Source organism: Methanomicrobiales archaeon (assembly GCA_030019205.1).
In the GTDB taxonomy this organism is placed as follows: Archaea; Halobacteriota; Methanomicrobia; order Methanomicrobiales; family JACTUA01; genus JASEFH01.
The window spans coordinates 133435-151896 of the sequence record JASEFH010000001.1 but is presented as its reverse complement, the minus strand read 5'-3'; the positions used below and the strand labels follow the sequence as shown (position 1 = coordinate 151896).

Below are 18462 nucleotides of genomic sequence, written 5' to 3'. Positions count from 1 at the left end.
GACCTGTGAACTGAACGCGGAGTTCCAGAGAGATCCGTCCGGAAGCCGCTCTGGTACTGCCGGGGCGGACCCGAAAATATGATTCCGGGGATCTCCCCTACACGAAGAACCGGAACATGATCCAGGCCAGGATCAGCATGATTGCCGAGTACTTCAGACCAGCGACAGCACGCCCCTCACCCATCTGGCCCGCGACGAGCCCGGAGAAGAAGCCCTGCGTGAACCCTGCGTGCGAGAAGAGCCGCTTGTAGAAGAAGATGTCCACGTTCCCGATGAACCGCGTGGCCGCACCGCCCGCGGCGGAGGCTGCCCCGCCGGCTTCTGCCATCGTGGTGAGGAATGTGGAGACCAGGATCGCGATCACGAAGAGGAAGACAAAGAACGAGATCAGGACGATGATCATGTAGATGAGCATGTTGTTCATCCGCTCGGTCTTCAGGTTGAAGAACTCGTAGGCGTCCGTCGCCGCTGCGCGGAGCACCTCACTGGCATCACCGCCGGCTTTGCTCGCCTTTGCGATCAGATCCACGCTCCGCCCTGCCAGGGGAGTATTCACGTTCCTTCCAAAACGGTAGATCGCATCGACAAACGGCACGCTCCAGGACATCTCCGCGTCCAGTTTCCGGATATGCGGCGTGAGAGCACCGTACTCGCCGCCGGAGACGATATGCACTGCATTCGGGAGTGTCATCCCGCTGTCGTTCATACCGGCGACGTCACGGAAGAAGTTGGGGAGGGACTCTTCCAGACTCTTGACCCTCCGCCCCTCCATGAAGTCGAGGACCGCAAGAGGTATCACTGCGATCAGCACGGATAGGACGATCACATCGTCGATCATCGTGGAGTTGAAGAGTGCTTCAATCCCATAGATACCCACGATAAAGGAGAATCCGACGAAAAACACCAGGAACGAGGCGGGCAGGGAGAGGACGAGGACGTTCATGGGCTTCTCGCGGAGGAATTCCATGGGGTGCTTGAAGAATTTGCCAAGCCCATAGCGGTGCCGTCTCTGGTACTCGATCCGGTCGAAGATCCTCTGCTGCTCCCGTTCGTACTCTTCAAGGTCTGTTGCGGGAACCAGATCGTCCTTGGACCTTGGGCGGTTCAGGAAGTCGTTAACAATGTCTGTAAATCCCATCTCACACCTCCGGTGTCATGGAACTGATCAGGATCGTGAACATGATGCTCCCGAAGGGCACAATCAGGTAGATGACGACGTACAGGAAGATCGGGTCGCTCTGCCCCGATAGAATGGACATGATCGACTGCAGGATGATCAGAAAGAGCGTGCCGGCCACGAGCGCGGTGACGTAGGACTCGGCGATGAGACCGAGGACTTCCAGGAAATTCTTCTGCTCGTGACGATTCTCCAGGGCGTACTGCGCCGCCTTGGTGCGGAAATACTCGGTGAGATTGCTGCCGCTGGATATTGCCGCCATTGCACCCTGGAGGAACTCTTTGAACCGCTCGCTCGGGGTGATTGTCGCCACGATGCGCATCGCGTCGATGAGATCGCGGCCGAAGATGTCGATCTCCCGGGCGATGTAGCGTGCCTCCACCGCGCTTTCACCGTAGATCGTACTCTCCCCCAGGAGGCGGAAGATCTCCGCCGGGGGGATACCGGCAGTCGACATGGCGGTGATGTAGTTGATCGCGTAGGGAAGTGTCGCATCGATATTCCGTCGCCGCTCTCCCGCGACGATGCCCGGATACAGTAGGAAGATCAGGTATGTGATGCCGCCGAAGATGAGCAGCGACAGGATGGTGATGATGACAGTGCCGATGATCAGCTTGTAGTCGTTCAGGAAGAGGAAGAACTCCGGCACCGTTCCCCTGTAGGTGAAGAGCTCCGGCAGGTTCAGGACGACACTCAGAACGCCGAAGACGGCTGCAGCTGCCAGGCCGACCAGGATCGAGGTGACATAGGCCGTGGCGAGGTAGGCCTCAAAGGGCGTCTTCAGCCGGGCGCTCATGAGGTTGTTGCGCAGCACGAGGTAATCGTCCCGTTTCTCCTTCAGACGCCCTCCGAGCAGGTTGAAACTGAATCTCTGGTAACTGTTCATGCCGATCGTCCCTCGCCGTAGAGATCGCCGCGGACAAGATTGACCACCGCCTCGGGATCGCGGTGGTAGGAGATGAGCATCTTGGAGACATCGGTGTAGTGGCGGATCATCTTCAGCCGCATCCACTCCAGAAGCTCCTGGCGACGCTTGAGCTCCTCTTTCATCCTGGCTTCGCTCCAGCCCCGATCCTCCATGATCTCCTCGAGAATGAAGGATTTCCCGGAGTAGCGGATCTCATCGGTCGCCGGATTCCAGCGGAATACCTCGTTTGTGATCAGCTCGTTCGTTCGGGGATCGATGTCCAGGATCTCGATGAGCTGCTTGTTCCGCCGGATCCGCTGCCCTCCGACGCGGGCCTGGACCTGGACCGAGACCAGTTTCAGGGCAGAGAGCATGTTCCTCGGCACGTTCAGCGGGGGGTTCTCCAGGCGGTGTACGACACTGGCGACCGAATCGGCGTGCATGGTCGAGTAGGTGACATGCCCGGTACTCATCGCCTGGAAGAGCGTCAGGGCTTCCCTGCCTCGAACCTCGCCCACGAGGAGGTATTCCGGCCGCTGCCGCAGTGCTGCGCGGAGGAGTTCGTACATGTCGATCTCTCCTTTGCCGGCCGAGTCGAACGACGAGCGGGTGACGCTCGGGATCCAGTTGGGGTGAGGCAGCTTCAGCTCACGCGTATCTTCGAGGGTGATGATCTTGGCGTTGGGGGGGATGAAGAGGGAGATCGCGTTCAGGGATGTCGTCTTGCCCGACGCCGTGCCGCCCGCGAATATGCAAGATTTGCCATTCTCCACGGCAAGCCAGAGGTAGGCGATGGAGAGCGGCGAGAAGGTGGACCATTCGATGAGGTCGGTGGGGGTAATCGGCTCCTCGCGGAACTTGCGGATGGTGAACGTGGACCCATGGGCGGTGACCTCTGTCCCGAGCGTCATCTGGATACGGGATCCGTCGCTCATCGTCGCATCCAGCATGGGTTCTGCAATCGAGATGTATTTTCCGGCCCTCTGCGCAAGTTTGGTGACGAATGAGTCCAGTTCGTTTGCGTTCTTGTACATCAAGTTGGTCTTGATGTTCTCGTAACTGGTGTGGTACACAAATATCAGGCTGCCCACGCCATCGCACGAGATGTCCTCGATGTACTTGTCGTGCATGATGGCATCGATGAGTCCATCCCCGACGAACTCCTTCTCGATGTTGTACATGATCTTCTCCCGGGACACCGGGGTGAGTTTGATGCCGTAGTCTGCCGTGATATCATCGACTGCTGTGCGAAGTGCCTTTTTTGCAGTCTCTTTCGTGAGATCCTTGGTGTTCACGTCGAGCGTCTCAAACAGGCGCTCCTTGAGTTCGGAGAGCAGCTCCTTCTCGGCCTCGTTGAGCTCCGGCTCCAGCACATGGTACGTGTATTCGTGCGTGGTGTTGTCGTAAGTCACCCGAATATAGGCGTAGGGTTCGTTCACCGGGTAGAGCTCGATCTCCTCGACACCGGGCGGGACTCTCAGAGTGAGGTCGACCAGGGGCCCGTGGATCTTCCGATTGTACTCCTCGACCTCCGAGCGGATGGCCTTGAAGATCCGGAACCGACCCAGCACGCCGGTCCGGGCGGATTCGTCTTCCTGTGCCCGATCGGAGCCGATGGAGATGTCTTTCAGGCCGACAGACGGCAATCCGGTGCGCCAGATCTCGTCGATCTCGGACGGCAGGGTGCCGATGTTCGTGGCATCGAAGATGCTCGTCCGCCCACGGAGTTTCACTTCATCGATCTCGAACGTGGCGCCCTTCGGTAGAATGAGATCGGAGATATCGCTGATCTGGTCGATCGAGATGATCTTCTCCTGGCGCTCATTCCCGCTCGACCACTGCGTCCGTTTCGCGTCCCTCACCGGCGTGGCAGGGGACGGTTGAGTCGTCGGAGGGACGTGTTCGGGAGTCTCCGTCCGGGGTTCATCGCCCTCGGTGATCGATGTCTCCCCTCCCTCGGGCGACTTCAGAATCCCTTCCATGACGGATCTCAGATCCTGCTCGAGATTGCCGGATCCGGAACGGGCGGCGGGCAGTGCGGCGGAATCGCCGTCTTTCGCTATCGCCTCGCCTTCCTCCGCCTCTCCCCCGCTGGACCGCAGCTGCGGCGCAGCGGGGGGCGGACCCGCATCCGCCTGTGCGGAAGGGGCCATCTCGTCCTCGGTCGGGCGGATCATCTGGATCCGTTTCATCAGTCCTGCGAGGTTCGTCTTCTCCTTCAGGGCGCCGCTTTCACCAGCTCCGCCCGACTCCGCACCCTCCTTCGGACTCTCTTCCTCTTTTCTTACTGTTCCGATGCGTTTCAATAAAGCGCTCAATCCTTCTTTCGATTCGTCTTCATTTGACATGCTGCCTTTCACCCTCCAATATCGATAACGGACTCCGCATAGGGATCCTTGAAGTCTACCATGAATGTGTACATCTCTTGGGCGCGATCCATGATCACGCAGTCGTATCTGCCGTTTAGGAGCCGGAAGCAAGCCCGGCCGTCTTCGGTGGTGTTATCCGTACCGATGACCTGCCTGCCCTTCCGAATCGAGACCCGCATCCCGGACTGCACAACGCCATCCCGCACGATGATCAGGCATAACACTCCCGGGCTCTGCCGCTTGCCGCCGATGATCGGTAGATCGTCCGAAAGCCGTTTCTCGAGATGGATCTTATCGAATACCCGGCAGCGAGAGGCGAGTGCACTGGCAATGGACTGATCCGTGGAGAATAGCTCGAACCGGTCCCTGTCCTGAAGGTGATAGGCCGCCGTCTCACCAAAGAGAGTGCCCTTGCTGTCGATCAGCATGACACCCGCCGGATCGCCCTTTTCAAAAATGATGATAAACTTCTGGGATTTCTCGTCTGAAATCCCCACACCATGAAGGGATTGCGACTTCGCATACTGGATAAGATCGCGATACGCGTAGTCCCCGATGTACGTCGAGGTGCCGAGCACTTCATCAATTATGCCACTTATATCCATGCATATCAGTATCCATCGGTCGATAGACGTTCTGTGAGTGCTTCCACTCCCCTGGGGAGAACGTGCGCTCAGCAGTCTTGCGTACATTACTTCCGTACTAAGTTATAGTTAAGCATTTTGTTTTGCTGTACATGAAAATTTTAATAGTATACGGTAAAACATTCTGAAAACTGAATTTATACGAAATTAAAGCCGGTAATTACACAATCGACCATGGACACGAAACATTCAAGAACGCCTTTCTTCTTCTGCCATAAAAGCGAGATGCATTGATGGACTGCACCATTGCATGGCGACGTTCCCCGCCATGAAGCCGGACTTACTTTCGGACGTGGATGGGTTACCGGGAACTGCCTCCGAAGAGGGTGCGTGCAAGGCGGTCGATAAAGCCTTCCTTCACCCGCTCGGACTCCTCTTTGTACTCGTACCCGGCAAGCTCCGAAGCGATCCTCCGGAACGCCCGGGAGGACTCGGTAGTGGGATACTTGATCACGACCGGCGTCTTGTATGCAGCTGCTCGACGGACATTGGGGTCTTCCGGAATCATATCGATGACACGGACGCCGAGAACATCCTCCACACTGTGGCGCCGCAGTTCTGTATTCTCCATGCCAGAGCGGTTAAGTATTGCACCGTATACCTTCCCCCCCACCATCTCGGTCAGAATCTTGGTCTTGAGCGCATCTGCCATCGACGAGAGCTCGGGATTGACCACCAGGATCACCTCGTCCGCGATGGCGAGCGCCACCACCCCATCCTTGCTGATGCCCGCAGGGGCATCGATCAGCAGGAACTCGCACCGCCCGACCAGCTCCCGCATGACATCCCGCATTCGCTCGGGATTGGAGTTCTGGAACCCCTGCAGGGATATCCCGCTTGGAACAACCTTCACCCCGCTGGGGCCTTCATATATGGCGTCGTCGATCTTGGCCTTGCCGGCAAGCACTTCGTGCAGGGTGATGGGAGCCCCCTCGAGACCCAGGATCAGTCCCATGTTGGCCATCCCGATATCCGCGTCCAGTATATAGGTCTCCTTCCCGAGCTGCGCAAGGGACGTGCCGAGATTCACCGTCACTGTCGTCTTTCCCGTACCGCCCTTGCCGGAAGCAACTGTATACGCTCTGATCATGAAACACCTTCTCACGAAATAACTGTATTGACGTCAATTAAGGTTTTAGCAATTCACATACTTATCTATTGCCGTTTGAAGATCGACAACCTTCTTTCTCCGTATCCTGCGTTGTTTTCTTTACATTCTCTTTTTCCGCAACCTCCACTATGAGATGTTCGAGGTCCAGATCCCTGAGGAGTGTTGCAGCATCGGATTTAAAAGATCCCCTGAGGCCTTTCAGTGATTCGAGGGATATGCGGTCGGCGCCTCCCTCCAGGCTGGCAGCTCTCCCCTGGGTCTGTCCGCCGGTATGGCTGCCCGCCCGTGTCGGGCTCGAAGCTCCTGCCGGGCTGGTGGAGACCGTGCTCACCTTCACCCTCCGCCCCGGCGTTCCCCTCGCCGCGACCGGTCTGATGACGGTGGTCGACGGCCGAACCCTGGGCGGTGCCTTCCAGTGGTTCGGATCGACAAGGAACGGCCGATTGGCGCTGATCGCTGCCTCAATCTGATCGGGCGTGAGATCGGTCAGCACGGCATCAGCCCTCTCGTGCTTCATCCGGAGGATGCCCTTCCAGGCAGCCTCTCCCTGGCATCCCTGATACTCCGCCAGGATGCATTCGCCCCGCCCGAACACGAGGCGACAGCTCTGACCCGAAAAAGTGACCGTACAGCACCCCGTGAAGCCCGTGGATCCCAGGCTGTCCAGAAAGTCTCCAAGATGTACCTCCTTCTCCCGTGACCGAACTGTACCGTTAGGAATCTGCATAACCCTAGTTCACCTCCGACTGGAGTCCCTTCAATGCCACCCGGATCAGCCCCAGATTGGTATCGGCATCGGCAAGCACGCACAGGTACAGGTCTCCGTAAGGTGCGATGACGATCTTGCCCGAAACCGTCTCCAGGATGATCTGATCGAGCATGCCGATACGCATATCCGCGGCGATCTTCGTGCCGGCCCGGAGCAGATCCTCCGCCAGGGCAGCCACCTGATCGAAATCGGCATCGCCCAGCGACTGGACCGCAAACCCCTCGAAAAACGCCGACACTGCCCGGATCCCAGGCTGCCCGAGGATCTTTCGCATCTTCCCCTCATCCAGGATACGCGGGGGTGTATCCGTGGCTCCCGGCTCCTCGGGTACGAGGAGCCTCTCAGCGGAGCAGATCGAGAGAGCATCAGCATACTCCTCTGGAGTATACTTGCGTATACCGAACTCGGGGGAGGGCTCTTCGGCCAGGCGGACGAGCGCGGACCTTCCCCGAAAAGATCCTCCCGTTCCATTCAAGTACGCCGCTGTGATGGTGCCCCGATCCACCAAGAGAAACCCTTTCCCCTGCTCCGCAGTGACCTCCAGAGCACCGCAGAAGGCCGCAGTATAGGGGATTGCCTCGTCCAGCGTGGCCTTGAGGAGCCCGATCCTTGTTCCCTCGGGTAGCTTCATGGTTACAGCGCAGCGATGAGTCTATCCTTGTTCTTCTTCAGCTCGTATCGAATTCGGCCGATGTTGACGTCGGTCTCGGCCACGATCGCGATCAGCTCGTCTGCGGAGAGGGGGGAGAGGAGGATCGGTCCATTATCCAGTTCCACGAGCATCTGGCGGAGATCTCCTTTCCCGAGCTCCGCTCCCATGGCTTCGGAGGTTCCCATGCCCGTCGATGCCATTGCGCCAAGGGCATCGATATCCACCTTGCCCGATACCGCGCTCTCAATCACGAAACCATCCCTTCCGACGACGACCGCAGCGGTTACGCCGTCAAGCTTCAGGAATTCGCCCAGTATTTGCTTTAACATTCCGAATCATCTCCTTTTCTACGTGCAGTTGAAGGGTGCGGTGCATGTGCCGCCTTCCCTTCGATCTCGATGTGCAGCGGCATCCTCCCGATCGCATGCGTTGCACAGGAGATGCAGGGATCATAGGCACGGATGATCATCTCGATACGGTTCGCCGCTCCTTCGGTCAGCGAACCGTTCTGCACCACCCTTCTTGCGACCGCTTCCACGCTCCTGTCCATCGCGTAATTGTTCTGGCAGGTGGCAACGATCAGGTTGCACCGCTCGATGAATCCCTCCGCGTTCACCGTGTAATCGTGGATCAGCGTACCCCGCGGGGCTTCGACGATGCCGACGCCCCTCAGGTTCTTCACCTCCGAGACGGGCGTGCGGATGTCGGACCCGCAAATGGCGGCGTCCTTGAGAATCTGAACTGCCCGTTCGCAGGCAAAGAGGAACTCCACGTACCGCGCCACGTTGTACGCCAGAGGAGACTGCACGAGCGATCCGTACCTGTCCCGGTACACCTTCAGGGCGGCATCCGCCTGAGGGGTGCCCATGCTCCCGCAGATGTTCAGGCGGGCCAGAGGTCCGACGCGGTAGTGCTGACCGTTCCTGAACCTGCAGAACTTCAGGTAGGATCGGGGAAGGGAGTACTCCTGTACGAACTCCAGATAGTCAGCGCCTCTGAAGGTGCCGATAGGGCTCCTGTCCGCACCAATCGCCTGCACCGTCCCCTCGTAAGGAGAGTACACCCCTCCGGCGGTCATGCCCATGAAGGCGGTCTCAACGGCGCCTAAGGCGAGGTCGGTCGCGTCCAGGATTCCCCGTGCGATCTCCCAGCCTTCCGCGGCAATGGCGAGTCCGCGCTCTGCCATGGCCAAGAGCCGTGATCGATCCTCTTCTGACAGGGCCTTCGACATTCCTCCCGGCACGGCGTTGCTGGGATGAATGGGTTTGCCGCCTACCGCCTCGGTGATCCGCTGACCCAGTTTCCGCACCTCGATCGCTTTTTTTGCGATCTCGGGATTCTTCTTTGCCAGCCCGAGAACGTTCCTCTCGCCCGGGGGGGCGTCGTGTCCGATCAGGAAGTCCGGGGCTGCCAGCATGAAGAAGTGGAGGGCATGGGAATGGATGTACTGACCGTGCAGCAGAAGCTCCCGGAGCTTCGTTCCCGTTGCCGGGGGTTCTGCCCCGAAGATCTGATCGACGGCCTTTGCCGAGGCGAGATGGTGCGCCGCCGGGCAGATGCCGCAGATGCGGGGGGTGATCCGGGGGGCCTCCTCCACGGCGGCACCGATCATGAACTTCTCGAATCCGCGGAGTTCCACCACGTTGAAGTGGGCGGAAGCCACATTCCCCTGCTCGTCGAGTGCGATCTTCACCTGAGCATGCCCCTCGATGCGGGTCACCGGGCTGATGCTGATCTCTCTCATTGGCTCCGCTCCTTGACCAAGTCCCGAATCTTTGAGATCTCCTTGTCCTCCATCACCAGGCTCCCGATTGTAAATCCGTACAGGGTGTGGGCGATATCGTACATCTCCTTCTCCAGTTCGGCACGGGGCCTGTCCGTAAGATCCGAAACCCTGCGCACCATCATGTTGTAGATGTCCCTGCAGGGTTCCCGGAGGATGTCCAGGGACGGCCCATTGCACCCGTGGCAGGGGATATTGTTGTGCGGGCAGGATGCTCCGCACCGCCCGAAGGTGACCGCGCCCAGACAGAGGTATCCCTGCCCGAGGAGGCAGTGTTCCCGGTCCGGTATGCCCTCGTGCCGCCGTTTCAGCTGCCAGTTCGAGATGGGTCCCATCTTCCGGTCGCACTCCGAACAGACGGACTTCTTGGGAAGATCGGGTTTCTCTCCCGAGACAAGCGCCGGCAGGATCTTCTTCAAGTAAATCTCCTTTGGCGGGCAGCCGGTGATGTAGTAATCCACGGGGATGACGTCTCCCACTGCGAACGCACGGTACAGAAACGGCGGGACGTCCGTCGGGATGACTCCGTCGGGTTGTACCGACTCCACCTCCTGGTACACGTACCGGAAGATCTCCTCGTTGCTGTTCAGCATGGAGAGCCCCGAGATCCCCCCGTAGCAGGCACATGTGCCCAGCGCGATGATGTGCTTCGAGCGGTTTCGGATCTTCTGCAAGCGCTCCTGGTTCTCCTGGTTTCGAACGGCGCCCGTGACGAATGCCACATCGATACCCTCCGGGGGTTCCTTCACGTCCATGAGGACGGGAGAGTATACGATCTCGGCTGCCCTGACGAGATCCAGCAGGGCTTCGTGCAGATCCAGCACCGCGATGGAGCAGCCGGAGCAGCTTGCCAGTTCCTCGATTGCAATCTTCATCCTTTCCGCCTCACTTCAGGATCAGTTTCTTCAGGCATGCATTGGGGCCGGTATGCACGATCTCCAGCCGGGCGCGCCTGCCTGTGATCTCCTCGATCGCCCCCACCACGTAGCCGTAGAGAGTCTGGCAGAGCGGTCCTCCCTGATCCTGCCCGTTTCTCCGCAGCGTCTGGCGAACGATGCAGTCGTGGAAGACCAGGTAGATGAAGGAACTCCCGTTCTCCTCCTGGATGTACGTCTTCGCATCCTGAGGCTTCCAGATCTCGAAGGTATACTGCCCGCGGAGAATGTGGGATAGCTCCTCGAGCGCTTCCTCGATGTCGTCGATCTTGCGGAAGTACTTGGCCGTTTCGTGCCCGAACTTCTTTCCGGCCCGATATGTCACCGCGTTTGCCCCTCGCCCGGCGATCTCCTCGAGGGAGCGTATGATGAGACCATTCAGCTTCATCAGCCCGTGAAGGGTATCCTCCACGTCCGCGGCATTGGGGCGGCAGCTCAGGGGAACATCCTCGGATCGATAGACCGTGTCCGTATGGAAGGTCTCGTTCATCTGCTCGATGTGGCCTCCGACCATCTCAGATCACCTTGTTCAGCATCTCGCAGACCCGGCTGTCGACGTAGTGCCGCTTCGAGGGGTATACCCCGCGGTGCTCCAGCGCCTGGGCCGGACAGATCTCATGGCAGGAGAGGCACCCCATGCAGCCAGCCGGACGGATGGGGACCGATACTCCGTCCCGCAGCTCGTAGACATGCATGGGACAATCCTTGACGCACAGCCCGCATCCGTTGCAGGCCTGGCTATCGACCCGAATTTCTATCAACGATCCTCACCTGTACAGGATTATCTATCTTTAAAAACTATTATCTCACAATATTAAAACTTATTGAAAATCGTTATACTTAAAAATACCTACATATAATTAATGGTATCCGCCATGATTCTCCCTCTCGCCATTTCTGCATCGGCCGTTTTAATCACGCTGCTCTACGCATCCCTCCTCGATCTGAAGGATCGGCGAGTGCCGTTCAGAACGTGGTACCCGATGCTGGTGATCGCATTACCTGCCACTTCCGCATTCTACTGGATCGCTGGAGGATCCATGGGCCCTCTCACCGGTTTTGTCGCCCTGGCTGCCTTGGTGCTGTATGCATACTACCTCGACAGCACAGATACGAATAATGCATTCAATCCCGTCCTTCTCATTGTCACCCTTGCCCTTCCAGCGGTATCCTGGTTTGTGGCATCCACGGAAGCGTCGCTGGCAGATCTGCTGGCGTACGCCGTCATTGCCGTGATCCTTCTGTATGCAACGTTTCTTGATATGCATGAGAGATTGACGCTGTTTCGGAGACTGTACATTGCTCCAGTCATGATCGCGTTCGCATTCGTCACACAGCATTATTCTATTCACGGCACCGGGAGCGCAATCGGAGCGTATATCGCAATCACCGCTCTATTTTGTGCTCTGTTCTATACTTTTGGGGCATTGCACCTCTTTGGAGGGGCAGACGCGTGGGCGTTGATTTTACTGGGTCTCAGTGTCCCAATCTTTCCCATTCAGCCCCTTCTGGGATACCCTGTCCATAACTTTCTGCCGTTCACTGTGCTCACCAACGCGGTGCTCCTGAACCTCGCAGCGCCGCTGGGCCTCTTTATCTGGAATGTCGTTCACCGTCATCGGGCGCCGCTTCCCCACCTGTTCTTCGGATACCCGGTGCCGGGCGATCATGTCGAGCATGCATTTGGGTTCGTCATGGAAGAGATTGAGGAGGAGGATACGAGAATCGAACGCCGATTCATCCCCGTCCGAGAACTTCTGCTGCGTATGTTCCGCGGCCAGCGGACGCGGTATACGAAAGACCTTAGGAATCATCCGGAGAGATACCAGAGGGAGCTGGCGCTCTACCGCAGGGCCGGCCATGTCTGGATTCTGTACGGGGTTCCCTTCATCCTGCCAATCACCGCCGGGTTCGTCACCGCGGTATTTTTAGGGGATGTCCTCTACTTTATGATGCAATATGTAGCAGGAGTATAAGATGGAGTTGCAGTTCGTGGACGGGCTGATCCCCGTCGTCGTCCAGGATGCAGGAACACGGGAGGTGCTCATGGTCGCCTACGCCTCCCGCGAAGCGATCGATCGGACAGTCGAGACAGGGTTTGCCCACTACTTCAGCCGGAGCCGCAAAAAGCTCTGGAAGAAGGGTGAGGAGAGCGGGCACGTTCAGCGGATCGTGCGGATTCTGGTGGACTGCGACGAGGACTGCCTCCTCTACCAGGTTGAGCAGCAGGGCGCCGCATGCCACACCGGACATGCCAGTTGCTTTTTCAGGACGATCGAGGGGGAAGAGATACAGAAGGCGGTGTTTGACCCGGCGAATGTATATGCTAATAAAGGTAGATGACGCTTTATACTGAATGGTGATTTTTTATGAAAATAGTTCCGGATACCAGTGCTGTAATAGATGGACGAATAACCCAGATGATAAAAAAAGGCGAATACAAAGACGCGACAATAATCATCCCCGAGGCGGTCGTTGCCGAGCTGGAGGCGCAGGCAAACCAGGGTAGAGAGATTGGCTTCTCGGGGTTGACGGAACTGCAGGAGCTCTGGAAGATGGCCGCGGAGGGCATCATCCAGATGAAGTTCGTGGGCGCAAGACCGAATCTGGATCAGGTGAAACTCGCCAGCGGCGGCGAGATCGATGCCATCATTCGGAACGCAGCGATAGAGAACGATGCCAAGTTCATCACCAGCGATATCGTCCAGGCAGAGGTGGCCAAGGCCAAAGGTCTCGACGTGACATACCTGCGGCCCCAGATCGGCGACTTCGTTCCCCTGGGAATCGACCAGTTCTTCGACGAGAACACAGTGGCGGTTTACCTGAAGGAGCGGGCTCCTCCGATCGCGCGGAAAGGGACGATCAAGGAGATGCGGCTGGTCCCGATCCGGGAGGCGCCGCTCAGCGATTACGAGCTGCGAGGGCTCGCGCAGGAGATCCTCGAGCGGGCGAAGAGGGATCCGGATGGATTCATCGAGCTCGAGAAGCGGGGGATCACGGTCGTCCAGATCGGATCCATGCGCATCACCATCGCCCGAAGACCCTTCTCCGACGGGATGGAGATAACAGCGGTGCGGCCGATCGGGCACATCACCCTGGCAGATTACACCCAGGCAAACCTGATAAAAAAGGCGATCATCGGAGACAAACGCGGCATCCTGATCGCCGGACCACCCGGTGCGGGCAAAACCACGCTGGCACAGAGCATCGCCACATTCCTCGCAGACCACAACTACGTCGTCAAGACCATGGAAGCCCCGAGAGACCTTCAGGTTCCGGATCAGATCACCCAGTACACCCTGCTGGATGGAAGCATGGCGAACACGGCGGACGTGGTGCTGCTGGTTCGTCCTGATTTCGTCGTCTTTGACGAGCTGCGCAAGAACGGCGACTTTGAGGTCTTTGTCGATATGCGCCTTGCAGGCGTGGGCATGATCGGCGTTGTGCATGCCGTGGGCGCTGCCGATGCCCTCTGGAGATTCTTCGACCGCGTGGATTTCGGAGTGCTGCCGCAGATCATCGATACCATCATTATCCTGAGCGAGGGCGAGATTGTCAAGATCTACAGCCTCGCCTTCACCATGAAGGTGCCGGAGGGGATGGTCGGGGATGTGCACCTCCGCCCGGTCATCACGGTGCGGGACCACGAGACCGACGAGACAGAGATCGAGATATTCAAGTACGATGGAGAGACCATCGTCATGCCGACCAGAGGCAGGGCTGCCCAGAAGGGGGTTCCATCCCGCGAGAGCGAAGAGAAGTTCTCGTGGAAGCTGGCGGAGAAGGAGATACAGCGCGAGATAGGACGGTATACAGACGGCTACGTGGATGTCCATATGCTCTCCGACACCAAGGCGGTCGTCTACATCGACGACAAGGATGTGCCTGCCGCGATCGGAAAGGGCGGCAAGAACGTCTCGGCCATCGTCAACAAACTGGGCATCGGAATCGACATCCGCCCCCGAAGCGAAGGGGAGAAGCCCGAGGGGGAAGGCGACCTTCAACTGGAAGGCGGCATACGGATTCGCACGGATAAGAAGCAGCTTCTGATCCTTTCGCCCGAGAACAGGGGGAAAATCGTGGATGTCTTCTCCGGCAAAGAGTACCTCTTCACCGCAACCGTGAACGAGGAGGGGGAGATCCACCTCGCGAAGAACAGCAGCATCGCACAGGAGATGCTGCGGCGTTACAGCAGCGGGGAGATGATCCGTCTCCGTCCGGTATGAGCGGGAGGGTGAGATCTTGGTGAAAGAACTTGATTTGCGTCGCATAGAAGAGCAGTATCGGGACAGCTGGATGGAGGCATTCGAGGCAAATCCCGATGGCAGAGAGAAGGTATTCCTGAACGTGGCATTCCCCTATCCGAGCGGCGCCATGCACGTGGGTCACGGGCGAACCTACACAGTACCGGATGTGATTGCGCGGTTCTACCGGATGCAGGGCAGGAACGTGCTCTTCCCCATGGGATTCCACGTCACGGGGACACCGGTGATCGGGATTTCTCGGCGGATCGCACGCGGCGACGAGAAGACGATCCGGCTCTACCGCGACCTCTACCGCGTGCCGCCGGAGACGCTGGAGCAGTTCACGGAACCGAGGGCAATCGTTCGCTACTTCTCCGAAGAATACCAGCGGATCATGAGCCGTCTGGCCCTATCGATCGACTGGCGACGGCGGTTCATCACCGTCGACCCCCCCTACAGCAGGTTCATCGAGTGGCAGTACAAGCACCTCCAGGAGCGGGGGTGCGTTGTGCGGGGTGCGCACCCGGTGAAGTACTGCCCGCAGTGCGAGAGCCCGATCGGAGATCACGATCTCCTGGAGGGCGATAAGGCGGAGATCGTCAAGTTCACCCTAGTGATGTTCACCGGGAAGGATGCCCTGATACCTACAGCAACCCTGCGTCCCGAGACGATATACGGGGTGACGAACCTCTGGGCGAACCCGAACGTGACGTATGTTCGCGTCCGGGTGGACGGGCAGATCTGGATCGTCAGTCCGCAGGCGGCGGATAAGCTCCGCCTGCAGGATCACGACGTGACGGTTCTGGAGGAGATTCCCGGCGGGACGCTCGTCGGCGAGACCGTACGGCACCCCCTCTCCGGCGAGGTCACGATTCTGCCGGCAGATTTCGTCGATCCGGACATGGCGAGCGGTCTGGTGATGAGCGTTCCCGCTCATGCACCCTTTGACTACATCGCCCTGCGGGATCTCCAGCAGGAGGGGCGCTATACAGAAATCCGCCCGATTCCCCTCGTTCAGGTGGAGGGATACGGGGAGGTGCCGGCGCGCGACGCCGTCGAGCGCGCCGGCATCAGGAACCAGAAGGATCCGAGACTGGAGAGCGTGACGCAGGAGGTCTACAGCGCGGAGTTCAGCCGCGGAAAGATGCGGGCGGAGTACGGCGGGCTGCCGGTGCGGGAGGCGCGGGATGCGGTCATCGCGGAGATGATCGAGCGGTACCGCTCCGTGTTCATGTACGACTTTGACCTCAGTCCCGTGGTCTGCCGCTGCGGCGGGAGAGCGTATGTGAAGATCCTCCACGACCAGTGGTTCCTGCAGTACAGCAATCCCGAGTGGAAGCAGTCGGTTCACGACCAGATCGGCACCATGGTGCTCGTCCCTCCCGAGGTCAGGGCGGAGTTCGATCGGACTGTCGACTGGCTGAAGGACTGGGCGTGCACCCGTCGGATCGGCCTCGGAACAAGACTGCCTTGGGATCCGGAATGGATCGTGGAGCCGCTCTCGGACTCCACCATGTACATGGCGTACTACACCATCGCCCATCACCTGAAGAGCCTTGATCCGGCGAAACTGACGCCCGAGGTGTTCGATTATATCTTCTTCGGAACAGATTGCCCGGATACCCTGGATAAATCGCTCCTTGACGAGATTCGGGGCGAGTTCCTCTACTGGTATCCCTACGACTTCCGGTTCTCCGCAAAGGACCTGATCTCCAACCATCTGACCTTCCAGCTCTTCCATCACCGTGCGATCTTTCCGGCGTCGCTGCAGCCACAGGGAATGGTGGTGTTCGGCATGGGTCTCCTGAACGGAGCGAAGATGTCCTCGAGCAAAGGGAACGTGGTGCTACTCGAGGATGCCGTCACCGAGTTCGGGGCGGATACAGTGCGGATGTTCCTCGTCGGGAGCGCCGAACCCTGGCAGGACTTCGACTGGCGGAACGAGCTGGTCGCATCCGTGCGCAAACAGATCGAGCGGTTCTGGAACATCGTACAGGAGGGGATGGCAGCGGAAGGCTGCGGGCAACCGTCCCCGATCGATGCCTGGTTCATGAGCCGGCTGCAGCACCGCATCGAGAGGACCACCCAAGCGCTGGAGGCATTCCAGACCCGCCAGGCGCTGCAGGAGGCGTACTTCGGGATAGAGTCCGATCTGAAGTGGTACCGCCGCCGCACCGCTGCAGAGGGGGGCAAAGGGGCAGTGATGCCCGAGCTATGCAGGACATGGGTGCGGCTGCTCTCTCCGTTCATCCCCTACACCTGCGAGCAGCTCTGGAAAGACATGGGAGGAGAAGGGCTCGTCGCCTTCGCAGACTGGCCCGTCCCCGATCCCCGGCGCGTCGATCGGCGGATCGAGCTCGAGGAGGAACTCCTCTCCCGCACCGTCGAGGATATCGAGTCCATCGTGAAGCTGATCCAGCTGAAGCCCCGAGTGATTCACCTCTATGTGGCGCCGGCATGGAAGTGGGACGTCTTCCGCACCATCGCCCGCTGCCCCGATCGGTCGCAGGGGCAGCGGGAGGCCATGAAGGATGCATCCATCCGGGCACGCGGAAAAGAGGCGGCGGCCGCCGCCAAACAGATCACTGCGCTCATTCACCGCCTCCCGCCGTCGATCGTGGAGCAGCTGCTCGAGCAGGATCTGGATGAGAAGGCTCTATTCGAGAGCGTCCGGAATTTCCTGGAAAGGGAGTTCTCCGTCCCCGTCCGGGTCCTCACGGCGGATGGCGGTAACCATGCAAAGGCGGAGAACGCGCTTCCCTACAAGCCAGCCATCGTGATCGAGTAGATCACCCCTCAACACCCTTTTTCGCCCGCTTTACACGTTCTTTCGCGGTGTATCCCGTTACCTCCTCGAGATAGCGCCGAAAGCGGCGGTTGGTGTCCACGATCTCGTCGTCTCCTGCCTCAGGATCCGACTCCGAATCAACGATCAGACTCTTTCCGTTCCTGCCGAGCCAGACGTCGAGCCTTTTGAGCGCGCCATAACGGATCCTGTAGCGGCCCTCCAACTTCGTCGGTTCCACACCGAATGCGTCGACGAGTCCCCGGACCATTTTTTCCTCCAGATTCGCAGAATGGCCTCGCTTTACTTCGAATTCTTGCATAATGTTTTTAAGCACCTCCATCTATGTTAAGCTACGCTGAGGTGATTTTGTGAATGATATTAAAATTACTGCCAGATCTCTCACGGGTTCCGATAAATCCGTTATAATAGGGTTTCCCGGCAGCGGTCTCGTGGGCAGTATCGCTCTCTCCTACATGGTAGAGCGCCTGGATTTCGAACAGGTCGGGAGTGTCACGAGCAAATACTTCCCGCCGATCGTGATGATGAACCGGGGTGTCATCAGCGTACCGGTGCGGGTGTACGAGAAGGGGAACCTCGCCGCCATCGTCGGGGACATCCCCATACACCCCATGATCTGCTACGAGGTGGCAAACGGGCTTCTCGACTGGCTCACGCAGTTTGATGTGAAAGAGATCGTCACCATTGCGGGCATCGTGACAAACGAACCAGAAAAGAGAGTCTTCGGCGTGGCCACCACGGAAGATGTCCTGAAGACGATCGAGGACAAGACGATCATCCTCCCCATGGGGAGCATCTCCGGTATCGCCGGGAGCCTCCTCACGGAATGCAAGGTAAGGGGGATTCCGGCGGTGGGGCTGCTCGGAGAATCGGCGCCCACCCCCGATCCCAGGGCTGCGGCATCCGCGATCGCGGTGCTCAACCTGATGTACGGCCTGGATCTGGAGACGCAGCCGCTGATCGAGCAGGCAGCTGAGATCGAAGCGGCGATGGCGCGGCTGGCAGAACAGGTGCAGGGAACGGAGACCCTGCAGAAGAAAGAGCAGCTGCCGATGTACGGGTGAT

At 58.8% G+C, this 18462-nt stretch carries 18 protein-coding genes; 5 read left to right on the top strand and 13 right to left on the bottom strand.

Annotated features, from left to right (window positions below; translation table 11 throughout):
* Window positions 1–97: 97 nt before the first annotated feature.
* The 12 genes from QMC96_00715 to QMC96_00660 all read right to left on the bottom strand — a co-directional run bounded on the left by QMC96_00715 (window position 98) and on the right by QMC96_00660 (window position 11108).
* The gene (locus tag QMC96_00715; protein MDI6875278.1) at window positions 98–1138 is read right to left on the bottom strand and encodes a type II secretion system F family protein; all 1041 of its coding nucleotides are present in this window, start codon (window positions 1136–1138) and stop codon (window positions 98–100) included.
* Window position 1139: 1 nt separating this feature from the next.
* Complete coding sequence (locus tag QMC96_00710; GenBank protein MDI6875277.1) at window positions 1140–2063, bottom strand: type II secretion system F family protein; 924 nt, start codon at window positions 2061–2063, stop codon at window positions 1140–1142.
* The gene (locus QMC96_00705) at window positions 2060–4432 is read right to left on the bottom strand and encodes a type II/IV secretion system ATPase subunit (protein ID MDI6875276.1); all 2373 of its coding nucleotides are present in this window, start codon (window positions 4430–4432) and stop codon (window positions 2060–2062) included. Before QMC96_00705 ends, QMC96_00710 begins: the two co-directional genes overlap by 4 nt.
* An 8-nt stretch (window positions 4433–4440) precedes the next feature.
* Window positions 4441–5145, bottom strand: coding sequence for a hypothetical protein (locus QMC96_00700; GenBank protein ID MDI6875275.1), 705 nt, complete (start codon window positions 5143–5145; stop codon window positions 4441–4443).
* A gap of 253 nt (window positions 5146–5398) precedes the next feature.
* Window positions 5399–6187, bottom strand: coding sequence for a cell division ATPase MinD (gene minD, locus QMC96_00695; GenBank protein MDI6875274.1), 789 nt, complete (start codon window positions 6185–6187; stop codon window positions 5399–5401).
* Between the two features lie 61 nt (window positions 6188–6248).
* Window positions 6249–6935 carry a hypothetical protein gene (locus QMC96_00690; GenBank protein ID MDI6875273.1) on the bottom strand — a complete coding sequence of 229 codons (687 nt, stop codon included), beginning with the start codon at window positions 6933–6935 and terminating at the stop codon, window positions 6249–6251.
* A gap of 4 nt (window positions 6936–6939) precedes the next feature.
* A complete protein-coding gene (locus tag QMC96_00685) occupies window positions 6940–7608 on the bottom strand; it encodes a roadblock/LC7 domain-containing protein (protein MDI6875272.1) in 669 nt (222 codons plus the stop codon).
* 2 nt (window positions 7609–7610) lie between these two features.
* Window positions 7611–7958, bottom strand: coding sequence for a roadblock/LC7 domain-containing protein (locus tag QMC96_00680; GenBank protein ID MDI6875271.1), 348 nt, complete (start codon window positions 7956–7958; stop codon window positions 7611–7613).
* Window positions 7952–9373, bottom strand: a complete 1422-nt coding sequence (locus QMC96_00675) for a Ni/Fe hydrogenase subunit alpha (protein ID MDI6875270.1) — start codon at window positions 9371–9373, stop codon at window positions 7952–7954. The genes QMC96_00680 and QMC96_00675 overlap by 7 nt, the downstream gene beginning before the upstream one ends.
* Entirely contained in the window at window positions 9370–10287 is a 918-nt protein-coding gene (locus QMC96_00670) for a F420-nonreducing hydrogenase (GenBank protein ID MDI6875269.1), read from the bottom strand. Before QMC96_00670 ends, QMC96_00675 begins: the two co-directional genes overlap by 4 nt.
* A 10-nt stretch (window positions 10288–10297) precedes the next feature.
* Window positions 10298–10861, bottom strand: coding sequence for a hydrocarbon binding protein (contains V4R domain) (locus QMC96_00665; protein MDI6875268.1), 564 nt, complete (start codon window positions 10859–10861; stop codon window positions 10298–10300).
* 1 nt (window position 10862) lies between these two features.
* On the bottom strand, window positions 10863–11108 hold the full coding sequence (locus tag QMC96_00660) for a 4Fe-4S dicluster domain-containing protein (GenBank protein ID MDI6875267.1): 246 nt from the start codon (window positions 11106–11108) through the stop codon (window positions 10863–10865).
* 102 nt (window positions 11109–11210) lie between these two features.
* Here QMC96_00660 and QMC96_00655 point away from each other — a divergent pair, with 102 nt between their 5' ends.
* Genes QMC96_00655 through leuS form a run of 4 tightly spaced genes read left to right on the top strand, consistent with a single transcriptional unit; the run spans window position 11211 to window position 17379 of the window.
* Complete coding sequence (locus QMC96_00655; protein MDI6875266.1) at window positions 11211–12323, top strand: A24 family peptidase C-terminal domain-containing protein; 1113 nt, start codon at window positions 11211–11213, stop codon at window positions 12321–12323.
* A gap of 1 nt (window position 12324) precedes the next feature.
* Window positions 12325–12690, top strand: coding sequence for a phosphoribosyl-AMP cyclohydrolase (gene hisI, locus QMC96_00650; protein ID MDI6875265.1), 366 nt, complete (start codon window positions 12325–12327; stop codon window positions 12688–12690).
* 26 nt (window positions 12691–12716) lie between these two features.
* The gene (locus tag QMC96_00645; protein MDI6875264.1) at window positions 12717–14573 is read left to right on the top strand and encodes a PINc/VapC family ATPase; all 1857 of its coding nucleotides are present in this window, start codon (window positions 12717–12719) and stop codon (window positions 14571–14573) included.
* Between the two features lie 19 nt (window positions 14574–14592).
* Window positions 14593–17379, top strand: a complete 2787-nt coding sequence (gene leuS / locus QMC96_00640; protein ID MDI6875263.1) for a leucine--tRNA ligase — start codon at window positions 14593–14595, stop codon at window positions 17377–17379.
* A gap of 1 nt (window position 17380) precedes the next feature.
* On the opposite strand, the gene QMC96_00635 is transcribed toward leuS, so the two are convergent.
* On the bottom strand, window positions 17381–17698 hold the full coding sequence (locus QMC96_00635; GenBank protein MDI6875262.1) for a DUF5611 family protein: 318 nt from the start codon (window positions 17696–17698) through the stop codon (window positions 17381–17383).
* Window positions 17699–17747: 49 nt separating this feature from the next.
* On the opposite strand from QMC96_00635, the gene QMC96_00630 reads away from it, so the two are divergent.
* Window positions 17748–18461: a proteasome assembly chaperone family protein gene (locus QMC96_00630; GenBank protein MDI6875261.1), complete on the top strand. Its 714-nt coding sequence runs from the start codon at window positions 17748–17750 to the stop codon at window positions 18459–18461.
* The last annotated feature ends 1 nt before the right edge of the window (window position 18462 follow it).